A 15,138-nucleotide genomic window follows, 5' to 3' on the forward strand; every position below is an offset into this window, starting at 1 on the left:
ATTATCGAACTAGCCGAGTAACTGTTCTTCGACTCTTTCTATTTCATTTTTGAGCTTGGCAATAAATTTAAGCTTGCGAACCGTATCAGCCGCAAGGTTCCATTGAGCCTGATTAAGTTGTTGCTCAACCAAGGTAAGATGCTGTTTATACATCTTGCTAACTCTGTTTTCAAAATCGAATAACGCACTTTCAACATCAGACTGTGAGGCGATGGCTTCAAGCTCTTCTCGCAGCTCCATTTGCTCCATTAAAAACAGCGGATCTTGCATGGTTTGGTGTTCTGCGCGTAACTCTATGCCTTGTTCAAGCAACAAGTATTCTGCGCGACTGATCGGCGATTTTAATGTTTGATAAGCATCATTGATTTGTGAGGCGTTTTGCACAGCAAGCAGGCGATCTCGCTCAGACGCAGTGGCAAAGTTGTCGGGATGAAACCGTTTTTGCAGCGCACGAAACTGAGAAGAAAGAAGGCTACCATCCAGTGCAAACTGACTTGGTAGCCCAAATAATTCAAAATAGTTCATTAACACATTGCTCCTAGTGCTCGACACTAGGCTCAAGTGAGCCTAGTCACGCCGAAAGCCAATCCGTTACACGTTGAAGCTTTCACCACAACCACATTCGCTTTTTGCATTCGGGTTGTTGAACTCAAAACCTTCGTTTAGCCCTTCTTTGACATAGTCAAGCTGTGTGCCATCAAGGTAGACGAGGCTTTTCGAATCGATAATCACTTTGACACCATGATCTTCAAACACTTCGTCTTCTTCGTTAACGTCATCAACGAATTCAAGCACGTAAGCCATACCCGAGCAGCCTGTTGTTTTCACTCCAAGACGTAAACCTACGCCTTTGCCTCGGTTATCTAGGAATGCTCGAACGCGATGCGCTGCTGTTTCAGTTAAGGTAATGGCCATACTACAACCTTAGATTCTTAGTTTGAACTTATGGGAGTGAACCATCATTCACTCCCTTAATATTATTGTTGGTGTTTCTTTTTATAATCGGCAACGGCAGCTTTGATCGCATCTTCCGCCAAAATCGAACAGTGAACTTTCACTGGTGGAAGCTCTAGCTCTTCCGCGATTTCAGAGTTCTTAATAGCTGCCGCTTCGTCAATGCTCTTGCCTTTGACCCATTCAGTAACCAGTGAGCTCGAAGCAATCGCGCTACCACAACCGTAGGTTTTAAATTTTGCATCTTCAATGATGCCTTCTGGCGTCACTTTAATTTGTAGCTTCATTACGTCGCCACAAGCTGGAGCGCCAACCATACCACTACCAATGGTTGGATCTTCTTTATCAAAAGAGCCAACATTACGTGGGTTTTCATAGTGATCAATTACTTTTTCGCTGTATGCCATGATAGTTACCTCTAATCCTCTATTTCCTTGGGAATAAACCAGTGCCTTTTAAAGGACTAGTGATGTGCCCATTCAACGGTGTTTAAATCCACACCCTCTTGATACATATCCCATAGAGGAGACATGTCACGTAATTTGCTTACGGCTACGCGGATTTGTTCAACGGCGTAGTCCACTTCCTCTTCGGTCGTAAAACGGCCAAATGAGAAACGAATTGAGCTGTGCGCCATTTCATCGTTCAAACCAAGCGCGCGCAGTACATATGACGGCTCTAAGCTGGCCGACGTACAAGCACTACCTGATGATACTGCTAAGTCTTTCAAAGACATCAGTAGCGATTCGCCTTCAACAAAGGCAAAACTAATATTCAGGTTGTGCGGAACACGCTGATCTAAATCGCCATTCACACTCACGGCTTCCATGTCTTGTACACCAGCGAGTAGACGATCACGCAATGCTTTTGCGTGGTCAAAATCTTTTTGCATGTCTTGCTTAGCAATACGGAATGCTTCACCCATACCTACGATTTGGTGCGTTGGTAATGTGCCTGAACGGAAACCACGTTCATGGCCGCCACCGTGCATTTGCGCTTCAAGGCGAATACGAGGTTTACGGCGAACATATAATGCGCCAATCCCTTTAGGTCCATACGCTTTATGCGCAGAAAGGGAGATAAGATCCACTTTCATTTCTTGTACATCAAGGGGAATTTTACCGGCAGATTGCGCTGCATCTACGTGGAAAATTATCTTGCGTTCACGGCAAAGCTCACCGATCGCCATGATGTCCTGAATTACGCCAATTTCGTTGTTCACGTGCATGATCGACACCAAAATTGTGTCATCACGCATTGCCGCTTCTAATTTTTTTAGATCAATCAAGCCATTCGATTCTGGCTCAAGATAGGTCACTTCATAACCTTCACGCTCAAGCTGACGACATGGATCAAGCACCGCTTTATGCTCAGTTTTACAGGTAATGATATGCTTACCTTGCTTGGCATAGAAATGCGCCACACCTTTGATCGCGAGGTTATCTGACTCTGTCGCACCGGACGTGAATACGATTTCGCGAGGATCAGCATTAAGCAGTTCAGCAATTTGCTCACGCGCAGTGTCTACGGCTTCTTCTGCCTGCCAGCCATAACGGTGCGATCGCGATGCTGGATTACCAAAAACACCATCCATCGTCATGTACTGAACCATCTTTTCAGCCACGCGAGGGTCAACTGGACAGGTAGCTGAATAGTCAAAATAAATAGGCAGTTTCATTTTCTACTCCAATGTAAACATTGCCGCTATGAGCGGGCATTAAGACCTACGGGCACCGAGCCGATAATCACGGTATTGGTATTTTTATTGGTTAACCCGTGGTTCACCGTCAGGCCCAAGCCTTGGCGGTCAGAAATTTCTAGTACTTCATTATCAATCATTAACTCGCCAAGAGTAATGTTGTTCAGAAAGTCACTAATGCGAGAGCTAAGATCTCGCCATAACGTATGTGTTAAGCAGCGAGTACCACCTTGGCAGTCGGCTCTTCCATTACATTTTGTTGCATCAACTGATTCATCAACAGCGGCAATCACAGTACCAATCGAAATTGAGCAGGCATCTGCACCTAGGCGGTATCCACCACCTGGACCACGCACACTAGCAACTAGCCCCGCTTTACGCAGTTTAGAAAACAGCTGCTCAAGGTAAGAGAGCGAAATGCCTTGCCGTTCGGAAATATCCGCCAGTGGCACTGGGGTTTGTTGCGAATGCAGAGCCACATCTAACATGGCTGTAACCGCATATCTTCCTTTAGATGTAAGTCTCATATCACCGTATCCACATTGATTATGTGGTTGGAATTTTTCCATACCTGACTAAATAGGTCAAGTATTTATTTGACTAATTTAGTCAGGTATTTAACCCCATTATTAATCTGGATAATTATTGATTGCTGCGATGCTTCTCAATTGAGGTCAACACACCACGTAATATATTGATTTCTTGAGACTCTGGACGCGAACGAGAAAATAGCCGACGGAGTTTATTCATGATCTGTCCCGGCTGTTCCTTTGAAATAAACTGTGTCTGTATCATTACCTTTTCAAGATGCTGATAGAACATTTCTAATTCGTGATGCAGAGGATACGCTTCTTCTGGCTGGGCTTGATAAGCTTTTTTTTCATTATTTAGGTAAGCAACACGCACCTCATAACTCAATGTTTGTACGGCCATAGCCAGGTTTAACGAACTGTATTCAGGATTAGCCGGAATGCACACATGAAAATGGCACTTTTGCAGTTCATCATTGGTCAGCCCGGTTTTTTCTCGGCCAAACACCAAAGCAACAGGATAATGTAGCCCCTCTTGCGCAAATTTTTCGCCACATTCACGTGGTTCAAGCATTGGCCACTCCAAAGTTCGTGAGCGCGCACTTGACCCAACCACCAGGCCACAATCTGCGACAGCCTGCTCTAGCGTATCCACGATCTCCGCATTTAAAGCAATGTCGCTTGCCCCAGCAGCTAGAGCGATCGCTTGAGCGTCTACCTCACATTGAGGTGAAACCAAAATCATTTTACTTAGGCCCATGACCTTCATCGCTCGGGCAGCAGAACCAATATTTCCTGAATGAGATGTCCCTACTAAAATGATTTTTACATTGTCTAGCATTACGTTGTGCGCCACTCTATTTTAAACGACAGAATACTAACATAAAGCTGACTAAAATGGTCAGGTCCTTTAGCTACATATGAACAACCGAGCAAAAAATAGCCACTTCCTTTTTAATAAAACTTTGTTATACTGCTGCCCGCTTTTTCGTTCTTTAACATCCGTTGGGAAAACTGTATGCATCCAATGCTAAACATTGCTATTCGCGCTGCGCGAAAAGCTGGTAACCATATTGCTAAATCACTAGAAAATACTGAGAAAATCGAAACAACTCAGAAAGGGACTAATGACTTTGTTACTAACGTAGACAAAGAAGCAGAAACTATGATCATCGATACAATCAAAAGTTCTTACCCAGAACACAGTATCGTTGCTGAAGAAAACGGGCTTATCGACGGTAAAGATAAGGACGTTCAATGGATCATCGACCCACTGGATGGCACAACAAACTTCGTCAAAGGTTTACCCCACTTCGCCGTTTCTATCGCGGTTCGCATTAAAGGCAAAACGGAAGTTGCTTGTGTTTATGACCCAATGCGCAATGAGCTGTTTACCGCTCAACGTGGCGCTGGTGCGCAATTAAACAACTCACGCCTTCGTGTAAAACAGTTAAAAGATCTTCAAGGCACGATTCTCGCCACAGGTTTCCCATACAAACAAAAGCAACATGCCGAATCTTTCATGAAGATTATGTCTGCACTGTTTGTTGAATGTGCCGATTTCCGTCGTACTGGTTCTCCTGCGCTTGATTTATGTTATCTAGCTTCAAACCGTGTCGATGGTTACTTTGAACTGGGTTTAAGACCTTGGAATTTAGCCGCTGGCGAGCTGATCGCTCGTGAAGCAGGCGTTATTCTTACCGATTTCTCTGGCGGTACTGAATACATGAAATCGGGCAACATTGTAGGTTCAAGTGCCCGTGGTGTTAAAGCGATTTTGAAACACATTCGTGATAACGGTAACAGCGCTATTCTTAAATAGGTTGCACTAAATACCATCAACACCGTCAAAATTGATTCAAGCCTCGTATAGCAATATACGAGGCTTTTTTAGTTTCGTTTTATACTTTGCTACTGAGAGTGACCGCGGTGTGGGATGGGTTAGAAAAAAGCCGCAGAATATTCTGCGGCTTTGGCTATTTAAGAAACTTTCAGGCTGCTAAGGAAGTTCGTCGAACTCCGCACCCTCTTTTTCCACTTGAGGTGGAAGTAGGTGCTCACGGGTAATTCCTAATTTCAGTGCCAACGCTGACGCAACATAGATAGATGAATAAGTACCCACTGTGATACCGAGCAGTAAAGCAGTGGCAAAACCATGTATGTTCGCCCCACCTTGCACAAAGAGCGCGATCACCACCAGCAAGGTTGTGCCTGATGTAATCAAGGTACGGCTCAAGGTTTGGGTAATTGAGCTGTTCATGATCTCGGCTGAATCACCTTTACGCAATTTACGGAAGTTTTCACGGATGCGGTCAAATACCACAATCGTATCGTTGAGCGAGTAACCGACAACGGTCAGCAAAGCGGCAACAATCGTTAAATCAACCTCAATTTGCATGATAGAGAAGATACCAAGCGTGATGATCACATCGTGTGCCAATGACATTACCGCACCCGCTGCGAGCCGCCATTCAAAACGAACAGAGACATAAAGCAAAATACAGATGAGCGAAGCTAAAATCGCTAAGCCTCCTGCTTCAGCTAATTCATCGCCCACATTCGGACCAACGAACTCAATGCGACGCATCTCGACACTTTTTCCTGTCCCCTCTTTAATAGCAGAAAGAATTTGATTGCCTAACGTCTCGCCAACCATGTCCGCACGTGGACGAAGGCGAACCATCACTTCACGCGCAGAACCAAAGTTCTGCACGGTTGCATCACCAAACCCTTTTGCTTCAAGTGCACCACGGATATCTTCAAGATTAGCTGGGTGTTCAAACCCAACTTCAATCAAAGTACCGCCGGTGAAGTCCAGTCCCCAGTTCAACCACTTGGTTGATAAAGTGAAAATAGACGCACCAATCATTAAAAGAGAGAATAAAAACGCAAATTTAGACCAACGCATAAAGTCGATCGTTTTATCTGCTTTTAGAATCTGAAACATAGTAATTCCTAGCCTTAGATCGACAATTTTTTAATGCGTTTACCACCGTATATCAAGTTCACGATACAGCGAGTCCCGATAATAGCGGTAAACATTGAGGTTAAAATACCGATGGAAAGTGTGACGGCAAACCCTTTGATGGCTCCAGTACCCACAGCAAATAGAATGATTGCCGTAATCAACGTAGTGATGTTGGCATCAGCAATGGTACTGAACGCGTTAGCATAGCCTTGGTGGATAGCTTGTTGTGGGTTTCGTCCATCACGGAGCTCTTCACGAATACGCTCGAAGATCAGAACGTTAGCATCCACGGCCATACCAACCGTCAATACGATGCCCGCAATACCCGGCAAGGTCATTGTCGCCCCTGGGATCATCGACATCACACCAATAATGAGTACAAGGTTCGCCATCAATGCAATATTGGCAATCAAGCCAAAACCACGGTAGTAAAGCAGCGTAAAGAGCATCACAGCAACCATACCCCAGATGCAGGCTTGAATGCCCATATCGATATTTTGCTGCCCCATTGATGGACCAATGGTACGCTCTTCAACAATAGAGATTGGCGCAATTAACGCACCTGCACGCAGTAAAAGTGCAAGGTTTTGAGCTTCTGCAGCAGAATCAATTCCCGTGATACGGAAGTTACGCCCAAGAGCCGACTGAATCGTTGCTTGGTTGATCACTTCTTCATGCTTATCGAGAATCACTTTGCCATCAGGTGTCCGACGGCCGCTGTCTTTGTACTCTGCAAATACCGTTGCCATAAGCTTGCCAATGTTCTTTTTAGAGAACGCCGACATCTTATTTCCGCCTTCGCTATCTAACGAAATGTTCACTTGCGGGCGACCATATTCATCCATGCTAGAGCTGGCATCCGTGATACTTTGACCACCTAGAATCACGCGTTTTTTCAAGACAACCGGGCGACCATTACGATCAGATTTGATTTCACTCCCAGCAGGAGCACGACCAGAAGCCGCGGCGGCTAAATCAGCCTTGTCATCAACTTCACGAAACTCAAGAGTCGCGGTTGCGCCAAGAATCTCTTTAGCACGAGCGGTATCTTGAACCCCCGGTAACTCAACCACAATGCGGCTGGCACCTTGACGTTGCACTAAGGGTTCAGCGACCCCTAATTCGTTAACACGGTTACGCAAAATCGTGATGTTCTGCTCAACGGCGTAATTTCGAACTTCCTGCAAACGCTGCTCAGTAAATTGAGCAATCAGCGCAAAGCGACCGTCAGCCTTAGACGTAGTAAAAGTCATATCAGGATGTTTCGACGTTAATGCTTGCTGTGCTTGCTCTAATTGCTCATCGTCACGCAAAGTGACTTCCACTCGGTCGTTGCCCACAGAGCGAATGGCGCGATAGCGAATTTTGTCATCACGCAGTTCGCTGCGAAACGCTTCTTCTTGCTGGCCAATCAATTTTTCCATCGCAGCGTCCATATCCACTTCCATTAAGAAGTGAACACCACCACGCAGATCAAGGCCAAGCTTCATCGGTGCCGCGCCAATCGATTCCAACCAAGAAGGCGTTGAAGGAGCAAGGTTAAGTGCAACAATTGTATCTTTGCCTAACACTTCACTCACCACATCACGCGCACTGATTTGAGTATCGGTATCGTTAAATCGAACAAGAATTGATCCATTCTCTAGAGCAATGGATTTATGAGAAAGGCTCTCTTTATCAAGAGCTTTGGTGACAGCATCCAGCGTTGACATATCAACAGAGGCGCCACGCGCCCCTGTAATTTGAATTGCCGGATCTTCACCGTAAATATTTGGAAGTGCATATAAAGCAGAGAGAGTGATGGCGAACACCACTAACAAATACTTCCATAACGGATAACGGTTTAGCACAGCAAGGATCCTTTAGCTGTTATAAAGACTTAAGCGTACCTTTTGGTAGCACCGCTGTAATGAAATCTTTTTTGATCACAATTTCATTGTTCACATTCAGTTCGATAGAGATGTAATCGCTGTCTTCTGCGATTTTAGTGATTTTACCCACTAAACCGCCACTGGTTAACACTTCATCACCTTTAGTCATGGCGGCCATCAAACTTTTATGCTCTTTAACACGTTTGGCTTGTGGGCGGTAAATCATGAAGTAGAAAATAACCGCAAACATACCAAGCATGATCAGCATTTCATAACCGCCACCTTGTGATGTACCTTCACCTGCTGCGTGTGCTACAGAAATTAAACTCATTGAAAACGTCCTCTAAAATATTGTTGTGTAATGTAATTCTAATTGGGCTGCGTTGGCTTAATTTCAAGTTTATCACTTCACAAATTAAGCAAAACGCAGCAAAACCGTTATTGGCCCATTGGTGGAACTTCACGATTGCGACGAGCATAAAACTCCTCAACAAACGCGTCGAAGCGATCTTCTTCAATCGCTAAACGAATGCTTGCCATCAGGCGTTGGTAATAACGTAAGTTATGAATAGTATTTAAACGCGCACCCAGAATTTCGTTACAACGATCCAGATGGTGTAAATACGACTTCGAATAATTTTTGCAAGTGTAACAGTCACAATGCGGATCCAGCGCAGTTGTATCGGTTTTATGTACTGCATTACGGATCTTGATCACACCACCCGTCACAAATAGATGGCCATTACGTGCATTTCGCGTTGGCATCACACAGTCAAACATATCGATACCGCGACGTACCCCTTCCACTAAGTCTTCAGGTTTACCGACACCCATCAGGTAGCGTGGTTTGTCTTCTGGCAATTGTGGACAGGTGTGCTCAAGTACACGGTGCATGTCTTCTTTAGGTTCACCCACCGCTAAGCCACCAACCGCGTAGCCATCAAATCCGATCTCAGTTAAACCTTTCACGGAAACATCACGCAAATCTTCGTAAACACTGCCTTGCACGATACCAAATAGCGAGTTGGTGTTCTCTAATTTGTCGAAATGGTCACGTGAACGCTGCGCCCAACGTAAAGACATCTCCATTGATTTTTTCGCTTCGTCGTGCGTCGCAGGGTACGGCGTACACTCATCGAAAATCATCACAATGTCAGAGCCCAGATCTTTTTGAATTTCCATCGACTTTTCTGCGTCCATGAAAATCTTGTCACCATTGACTGGGTTACGAAAATGCACCCCTTCTTCTGTGATTTTGCGAATATCACCCAAGCTAAACACTTGGAAACCACCTGAATCGGTGAGGATCGGGCCTTGCCAGTTCATAAAATCATGCAAGTCGCCGTGCATTTTCATCACTTCTTGGCCAGGGCGCAGCCACAGGTGAAAAGTATTACCGAGCAAAATTTCTGCGCCCGTCTCTTTTACTTCTTCCGGTGTCATGCCTTTTACTGTGCCGTAAGTACCTACAGGCATGAATGCCGGTGTTTGCACAGTGCCACGTTCAAAGGTTAATTGCCCACGGCGAGCATTTCCGTTTTTCTTTTTAAGTTCGTATGTTAACTTCACGAAGCCTCCAATGTCAGAGAAACAGTCTGACGTATCATGATTAGGTGCAAGCACCCCTCTAGAGCGGTCGCCAATTCCTAGCGAAAAACGAAGCGGAGCTTCTTCTCCTAGCGTAATGCTAGCACTCGTTAATTGGTGTTCTTGGTGATAAACATCGCATCACCATAACTAAAGAAACGATATTGATGTTTCACGGCATGCGCGTACGCGGCCATAGTATGCTCATAACCTGCAAAAGCGCTGACGAGCATAATCAGTGTCGACTCTGGTAAGTGGAAGTTAGTGATTAAGCAATCCACCAACTGATACTCATAACCAGGGAAGATAAAAATTTCAGTATCACCAAAAAAAGGAACCAGCTCAGTGCCCTTTTTAAGCGCATCTTGCGCGGCACTTTCCAATGAGCGCACCGACGTAGTTCCAACAGCGATCACTCGGCCACCACGCGCTTTCGTCGCGTTGACGGCATCGACTACCTCTTGTGGCACTTCAACATATTCTGCATGCATATGGTGATCGTGAATATTGTCGACTCGTACTGGCTGGAAGGTTCCAGCGCCAACATGCAAGGTTACATAAGCAAATTCGACGCCTTTCGCTTTGATTTGCTCAAGCAGAGCCTCATCGAAATGCAAACCGGCGGTCGGTGCAGCGACAGCTCCCGGTTTTTGGTTGTATACGGTTTGATAACGCTCTTTATCAGCATCTTCATCAGGGCGGTCAATGTAAGGCGGCAACGGCATATGGCCAATCTCGTTTAAGATCTCCAGTACCGTCTTTGACGCTGTAAAACGAATCTCGAACAGCGCGTCATGGCGAGCCACCATGTGTGCATGATATTCGTCATGCTCTCCTAAATACAACTCACTGCCCGGTTTTGGCGGCTTAGATGAGCGAACATGAGCTAAAATCGTCTGTTCATCCAACATTCGTTCGACCAATACTTCCAGTTTGCCGCCTGAAGCTTTGCGCCCAAACATGCGAGCCGGGATAACACGTGTATTGTTAAAAACCAATAAATCGCCGGGCTGAACTCGGTCAAGAACGTCTTTAAATGAGCCATCCGCCAGTTCACCGCTGTTACCGTCTAATTGCAGTAAGCGACTCGCCGTACGTTCAGCCGTTGGGTAACGAGCAATCAGCTCATCGGGAAGTTCAAAGTGAAAGTCTGAAACTTGCATAGTTCTTATCTTGTTCGTTTTGAGTGGATGACGTAATTTTTTTAAGCGCCGTAGTATATACGTAAACACCTTCGCTCGTCAGACCCAGATCTAAATTTAATGTAATTAAACATGAAAATGGCACCCAATCTTTACGCATCAATCAAAGTAAAAATAGCGGGAGCTCTCAGATATTTTGCGCAGAAAAAACTATAGTTGAATCAGGTCAATAATAAAAAGGAGCTCGTTATGATCAAAATTGAAGACATGATGACTCGCAACCCCCATACCCTGTTGCGTACACACACGTTAGCCGATGCTAAGCACACTATGGAAGCGTTGGATATTCGCCATATCCCTATCGTCGATCCACACAAAAAACTACTCGGTATCATTACTCATCGAGATATTCTTGCCGCGCAAGAGTCGAGCTTAAAAAACATCCCTGAAGATCAATCATATACACTGACAACGCCGTTATATGAGGTGATGCATACTGAAATTATGACGGTTGACCCGCGAGCGGGGTTAAAAGAGAGTGCTATCTACATGCAAAAACATAAAGTAGGCTGCTTACCCGTTGTAGATAAAGGCCAACTAGTGGGCATTATTACTGACACGGACTTTATTGGGGTAGCTGTTACCTTACTTGAGCTACAAGAAGAGAGTGAACCGGACGAAGTCGATATTGAATAACGCTCACTCCCTAATATAAGTGCCTCACATAAAAAAGAGCGGCTTACGCCGCTCAAAGGTGTTACACAGATAATGATTGGGAAGTATCGCTAATTAAAATTGGTCTTCTTCAGTAGAGCCCGTTAACGCGGTCACGGAAGAGCTGCCACCTTGGATGGTATTGGTCATCCGGTCAAAGTAACCCGTTCCCACCTCTTGTTGGTGTGCAACAAAAGTATAACCTCTTGATGCTGCTTCAAACTCTGGACGCTGAACTTTCTCAACGTAATGACGCATACCTTCGCCTTGCGCGTAAGCATGTGCTAACTCAAACATGTTGTACCACATGTTATGAATGCCAGCTAAGGTGATGAATTGATATTTGTACCCCATGTCCGACAACTCTTGCTGGAAACGAGCAATGGTGTCTGCGTCTAAGTTTTTCTCCCAGTTGAAAGAGGGAGAACAGTTATAAGCCAGCAGTTGATCTGGGTATTGCGCTAGAATTGCTTCGGCAAATTGGCGGGCTTCATCCAAATCAGGCTTAGCGGTTTCACACCACACGAGATCAGCATACGGCGCGTAAGCGAGGCCGCGTGAAATCGCTTGCTCAATCCCGGCATTCACGCGATAGAAACCTTCTTGAGTACGCTCACCTTGGATAAAATCACGATCGTATGCGTCGCAATCCGAGGTCAGTAGATCCGCCGCGTTTGCATCAGTACGGGCAATGACCAAAGTGGTTGTCCCTGATACGTCAGCGGCCAAACGTGCCGCAATCAATTTTTGAACCGCTTCTTGAGTCGGAACCAGAACCTTGCCGCCCATGTGTCCGCATTTTTTTACTGACGCCAACTGATCTTCAAAGTGCACACCGGCCGCCCCTGCTTCAATCATCGACTTCATCAACTCGTAAGCATTGAGTACGCCACCAAAACCGGCTTCAGCATCAGCAACAATCGGTAAGAAGTAATCAATACCACCTTCATCTTCCGGTGATTTTCCGGCCGCCCACTGAATTTGATCGGCACGACGAAACGAGTTGTTGATGCGCTTGACCACCGATGGAACAGAATCGACTGGATAGAGCGATTGGTCTGGGTACATGGTGGAAGCGGTGTTGTTGTCTGCCGCTACTTGCCAGCCGGAGAGATAAATCGCCTCAATTCCCGCTTTGGCTTGTTGTACCGCTTGACCACCTGTCAATGCGCCCAAACAGTTCACATAACCTTTTTTGGCACTGCCGTTAACCAGTGACCACAATTTATCAGCGCCACGTTGGGCCAAGGTGTTGGCTGGAGTGATTGAACCGCGCAGGTCAACCACTTCAGCAGCAGTATAAGTACGCTTTACATTTTTCCAGCGTGGGTTGGTTGCCCAATCTTTTTCTAGAGCTTCGATTTGTTGGCGGCGAGTTAATGTCATGGTCTATCCCTCTTATTTTGATGCGCAAGCGCACTGTCATCCTTTTCTCAGCAGTACGACCTATTCTGCTTTTGAAAACAGCTTCACGTTATTGGTTGTCAGTAATTGGTTATTAGTTATTGGTTTTAAATCTCATCAATCTAGGTAGTCATAACCCGGAACGGTGAGAAAATGTGTCAGCTCATCGCTGGTAGTTAAGCGAGCCATCAATTGTGCCGCTTCGCTAAATCGTCCTTGTGCAAATCGCTGCGTGCCGATTTCCTGTTTCACGACTTCAATTTCTTGCGCAAGATACTGCTCAAAAAGCGCTTTGGTAACAATCTGACCGTTATCCAAGGCTTTTCCATGCTTGATCCATTGCCATATTGACGCTCGAGAAATCTCTGCGGTCGCCGCATCTTCCATCAAACCATAAATGGGGACACAGCCATTACCGGAGATCCATGCTTCGATGTACTGAAGTGCAACTCGAATATTATGACGCATGCCATGTTCGGTACGTTCCCCTTCACACGGGGTCAACAGCTCATTGGCATGAATCGGCGCATCAGACAGACGCGTAACATCTAATTGGTTACAACGTTCGCCAAGTACTTGGTCAAAGACCGCTTTTGCCGTATCCGCTAAACCGGGATGGGCAACCCAAGTACCGTCATGACCATTATTGGCTTCGAGTAATTTATCGTGATGAATTTTATCGAGAACCAACTGATTTTCTTGGGGATCTTTAGCTGGAATGAACGCGGCCATACCGCCCATCGCAAATGCGCCACGCTTATGACAGGTGTAGATCAGTAAGCGTGAATAGGCGTTAAGAAACGGCTTTTCCATTGTGACAACTTGGCGATCGGGTAGCACCCGATCCGGATAATTTTTCAATGTCTTGATATAACTGAAAATGTAATCCCAGCGGCCACAATTTAAGCCGACAATGTGTTCTTTAAGCGAGAACAATATTTCGTCCATCTCGAACACAGCAGGTAAGGTTTCAATCAATACGGTGGCTTTAATGGTGCCAGTTTCTAACCCAAAATACTCTTCGGTAAAATGGAAAACATCACTCCACCACTTTGCTTCTTGATAGGCCTGAAGTTTTGGAAGATAAAAATAAGGGCCACTGCCTTTTTTAAGCAATGATTTGTAGTTGTTGTAAAAGTAGAGTGCAAAATCAAACAGCGAACCCGGAATACTTTGCCCTGCATATTTAACATGCTTTTCTTTAAGGTGCAGACCGCGTACCCGACAAATGAGCACCGCTGGGTTATCTTTAAGCTGGTAGCACTTACCATTGTCAGAATTGGTATAGCTAATGGTTCCTTTAATGGCATCACGCAAATTGACTTGCCCATCCAGCACTTTATCCCATGCTGGTGACATCGAATCCTCAAAATCGGCCATGAACACTTTGACGTTAGCATTCAATGCATTGATCACCATTTTTCGGTCGGTTGGCCCCGTAATCTCCACTCGACGATCTTGTAAATCGTGTGGGATACCGAGAATTTTCCAGCTACCTTCGCGAATATCTTGCGTATCCTTGAGAAAATCCGGCAGTTCTCCGTTATCAATACGTGTTTGTCGCTCTTCTCGTGCATCCAGCAGCGAATCGACACGGCTTGCAAATTTAGCACACAGAGTGGACAAGAAGATTTGGGCTTCTGAAGGGAAAATAGCTTGGTGATGTGGGCCAACGGCACCAACAACCTCAAGCTTGGCTTCGTGGTGTTCTTTGCTGAGTGCTAACTCTGTTTCTGGGGTCTGTGCAAACATAACGTTCTTCCTTAAAACCATTCCAACTACATTTGTAATTTAAAAACCACAAATTCAAATGCTCATTTTTTGCTATCCACTGACTTATCTCTACCGACACTTTCTCTCAGTCAATCCAATATTTCAAGCCTAACCAAGCTAGACATAAGTCTTACAAAACCTTATTAAACCTTACATCAACTCATCATTCAGCAAAAGAGACAAAGTTAATGAAAGGTTAAAAACAAAGTTTTATCCCGTTTCAAACCTATGTTTGATTTCCTTGTTAAATATGAAAGTTATTACGTTATTTTATTACATAACTCAAAAAGGCAGATTTTAGTTTTAAACAGACGTTCGAAATGATGTGAGACGCAGTAAGGCTTGAATTTACGACTAACCGAGCGAGACAGATGACTTATTTTTAAACGCAAGAGAAAATAGGATGTGTAAAATTGTGGCTGTAAAGATTTTTGATTTTATGAAAACTTCATCAAGAATTGTTTGTAAAATTTTACAAGTTTAAAAACACTAACAG

At 45.0% G+C, this 15,138-nt stretch carries 15 protein-coding genes; 2 read left to right on the top strand and 13 right to left on the bottom strand.

Annotated elements, in window-relative coordinates; all coding sequences use genetic code 11:
- Positions 1–9: 9 nt before the first annotated feature.
- From hscB to trmJ, 6 genes are all read right to left on the bottom strand, one after another.
- Positions 10–525, bottom strand: coding sequence for a co-chaperone HscB (gene hscB / locus AACT18_RS14605; RefSeq protein WP_026028094.1), 516 nt, complete (start codon positions 523–525; stop codon positions 10–12).
- Between the two features lie 66 nt (positions 526–591).
- A complete protein-coding gene (gene iscA / locus AACT18_RS14610; RefSeq protein WP_010320408.1) occupies positions 592–915 on the bottom strand; it encodes an iron-sulfur cluster assembly protein IscA in 324 nt (107 codons plus the stop codon).
- Between the two features lie 62 nt (positions 916–977).
- Entirely contained in the window at positions 978–1,361 is a 384-nt protein-coding gene (iscU, locus tag AACT18_RS14615) for a Fe-S cluster assembly scaffold IscU (protein WP_010320409.1), read from the bottom strand.
- 56 nt (positions 1,362–1,417) lie between these two features.
- On the bottom strand, positions 1,418–2,632 hold the full coding sequence (locus AACT18_RS14620) for an IscS subfamily cysteine desulfurase (RefSeq protein ID WP_013857499.1): 1,215 nt from the start codon (positions 2,630–2,632) through the stop codon (positions 1,418–1,420).
- Positions 2,633–2,658: 26 nt separating this feature from the next.
- Positions 2,659–3,180, bottom strand: coding sequence for a Fe-S cluster assembly transcriptional regulator IscR (gene iscR, locus AACT18_RS14625; RefSeq protein WP_026027698.1), 522 nt, complete (start codon positions 3,178–3,180; stop codon positions 2,659–2,661).
- 115 nt (positions 3,181–3,295) lie between these two features.
- On the bottom strand, positions 3,296–4,024 hold the full coding sequence (gene trmJ / locus AACT18_RS14630) for a tRNA (cytosine(32)/uridine(32)-2'-O)-methyltransferase TrmJ (RefSeq protein WP_094124961.1): 729 nt from the start codon (positions 4,022–4,024) through the stop codon (positions 3,296–3,298).
- A 177-nt stretch (positions 4,025–4,201) separates the two neighbouring features.
- Here trmJ and suhB point away from each other — a divergent pair, with 177 nt between their 5' ends.
- On the top strand, positions 4,202–5,005 hold the full coding sequence (gene suhB, locus AACT18_RS14635) for an inositol-1-monophosphatase (RefSeq protein WP_013857502.1): 804 nt from the start codon (positions 4,202–4,204) through the stop codon (positions 5,003–5,005).
- 177 nt (positions 5,006–5,182) lie between these two features.
- On the opposite strand, the gene secF is transcribed toward suhB, so the two are convergent.
- From secF to queA, 5 genes are all read right to left on the bottom strand, one after another.
- A complete protein-coding gene (gene secF / locus AACT18_RS14640) occupies positions 5,183–6,130 on the bottom strand; it encodes a protein translocase subunit SecF (protein WP_094124962.1) in 948 nt (315 codons plus the stop codon).
- 14 nt (positions 6,131–6,144) lie between these two features.
- Positions 6,145–8,001: a protein translocase subunit SecD gene (gene secD, locus AACT18_RS14645; protein ID WP_094124963.1), complete on the bottom strand. Its 1,857-nt coding sequence runs from the start codon at positions 7,999–8,001 to the stop codon at positions 6,145–6,147.
- 19 nt (positions 8,002–8,020) lie between these two features.
- Positions 8,021–8,353 carry a preprotein translocase subunit YajC gene (gene yajC, locus AACT18_RS14650; RefSeq protein ID WP_094124964.1) on the bottom strand — a complete coding sequence of 111 codons (333 nt, stop codon included), beginning with the start codon at positions 8,351–8,353 and terminating at the stop codon, positions 8,021–8,023.
- Between the two features lie 107 nt (positions 8,354–8,460).
- Positions 8,461–9,591, bottom strand: a complete 1,131-nt coding sequence (gene tgt, locus AACT18_RS14655; RefSeq protein WP_026027700.1) for a tRNA guanosine(34) transglycosylase Tgt — start codon at positions 9,589–9,591, stop codon at positions 8,461–8,463.
- 128 nt (positions 9,592–9,719) lie between these two features.
- On the bottom strand, positions 9,720–10,772 hold the full coding sequence (queA, locus tag AACT18_RS14660) for a tRNA preQ1(34) S-adenosylmethionine ribosyltransferase-isomerase QueA (protein ID WP_026027701.1): 1,053 nt from the start codon (positions 10,770–10,772) through the stop codon (positions 9,720–9,722).
- Positions 10,773–11,000: 228 nt separating this feature from the next.
- Here queA and AACT18_RS14665 point away from each other — a divergent pair, with 228 nt between their 5' ends.
- Positions 11,001–11,447, top strand: a complete 447-nt coding sequence (locus AACT18_RS14665) for a CBS domain-containing protein (RefSeq protein WP_038171482.1) — start codon at positions 11,001–11,003, stop codon at positions 11,445–11,447.
- Positions 11,448–11,540: 93 nt separating this feature from the next.
- Here AACT18_RS14665 and aceA read toward each other — a convergent pair whose 3' ends face one another.
- On the bottom strand, positions 11,541–12,851 hold the full coding sequence (gene aceA / locus AACT18_RS14670; RefSeq protein ID WP_013857509.1) for an isocitrate lyase: 1,311 nt from the start codon (positions 12,849–12,851) through the stop codon (positions 11,541–11,543).
- Between the two features lie 135 nt (positions 12,852–12,986).
- Complete coding sequence (gene aceB, locus AACT18_RS14675) at positions 12,987–14,621, bottom strand: malate synthase A (RefSeq protein ID WP_094124965.1); 1,635 nt, start codon at positions 14,619–14,621, stop codon at positions 12,987–12,989.
- Between the last annotated feature and the right edge of the window lie 517 nt (positions 14,622–15,138).

The sequence above is a fragment of the Vibrio sp. V04_P4A5T148 genome (assembly GCF_963875605.1).
GTDB lineage: Bacteria > Pseudomonadota > Gammaproteobacteria > Enterobacterales > Vibrionaceae > Vibrio > Vibrio anguillarum.

Bases quoted from the DNA above. Each gene is read 5' to 3' on its own strand.
- hscB (WP_026028094.1), bottom strand. From the start codon at position 525: ATGAACTATTTTGAATTATTTGGGCTACCAAGTCAGTTTGCACTGGAT.
- iscA (WP_010320408.1), bottom strand. From the start codon at position 915: ATGGCCATTACCTTAACTGAAACAGCAGCGCATCGCGTTCGAGCATTC.
- iscU (WP_010320409.1), bottom strand. From the start codon at position 1,361: ATGGCATACAGCGAAAAAGTAATTGATCACTATGAAAACCCACGTAAT.
- AACT18_RS14620 (WP_013857499.1), bottom strand. From the start codon at position 2,632: ATGAAACTGCCTATTTATTTTGACTATTCAGCTACCTGTCCAGTTGAC.
- iscR (WP_026027698.1), bottom strand. From the start codon at position 3,180: ATGAGACTTACATCTAAAGGAAGATATGCGGTTACAGCCATGTTAGAT.
- trmJ (WP_094124961.1), bottom strand. From the start codon at position 4,024: ATGCTAGACAATGTAAAAATCATTTTAGTAGGGACATCTCATTCAGGA.
- suhB (WP_013857502.1), top strand. From the start codon at position 4,202: ATGCATCCAATGCTAAACATTGCTATTCGCGCTGCGCGAAAAGCTGGT.
- secF (WP_094124962.1), bottom strand. From the start codon at position 6,130: ATGTTTCAGATTCTAAAAGCAGATAAAACGATCGACTTTATGCGTTGG.
- yajC (WP_094124964.1), bottom strand. From the start codon at position 8,353: ATGAGTTTAATTTCTGTAGCACACGCAGCAGGTGAAGGTACATCACAA.
- queA (WP_026027701.1), bottom strand. From the start codon at position 10,772: ATGCAAGTTTCAGACTTTCACTTTGAACTTCCCGATGAGCTGATTGCT.
- AACT18_RS14665 (WP_038171482.1), top strand. From the start codon at position 11,001: ATGATCAAAATTGAAGACATGATGACTCGCAACCCCCATACCCTGTTG.
- aceA (WP_013857509.1), bottom strand. From the start codon at position 12,851: ATGACATTAACTCGCCGCCAACAAATCGAAGCTCTAGAAAAAGATTGG.
- aceB (WP_094124965.1), bottom strand. From the start codon at position 14,621: ATGTTTGCACAGACCCCAGAAACAGAGTTAGCACTCAGCAAAGAACAC.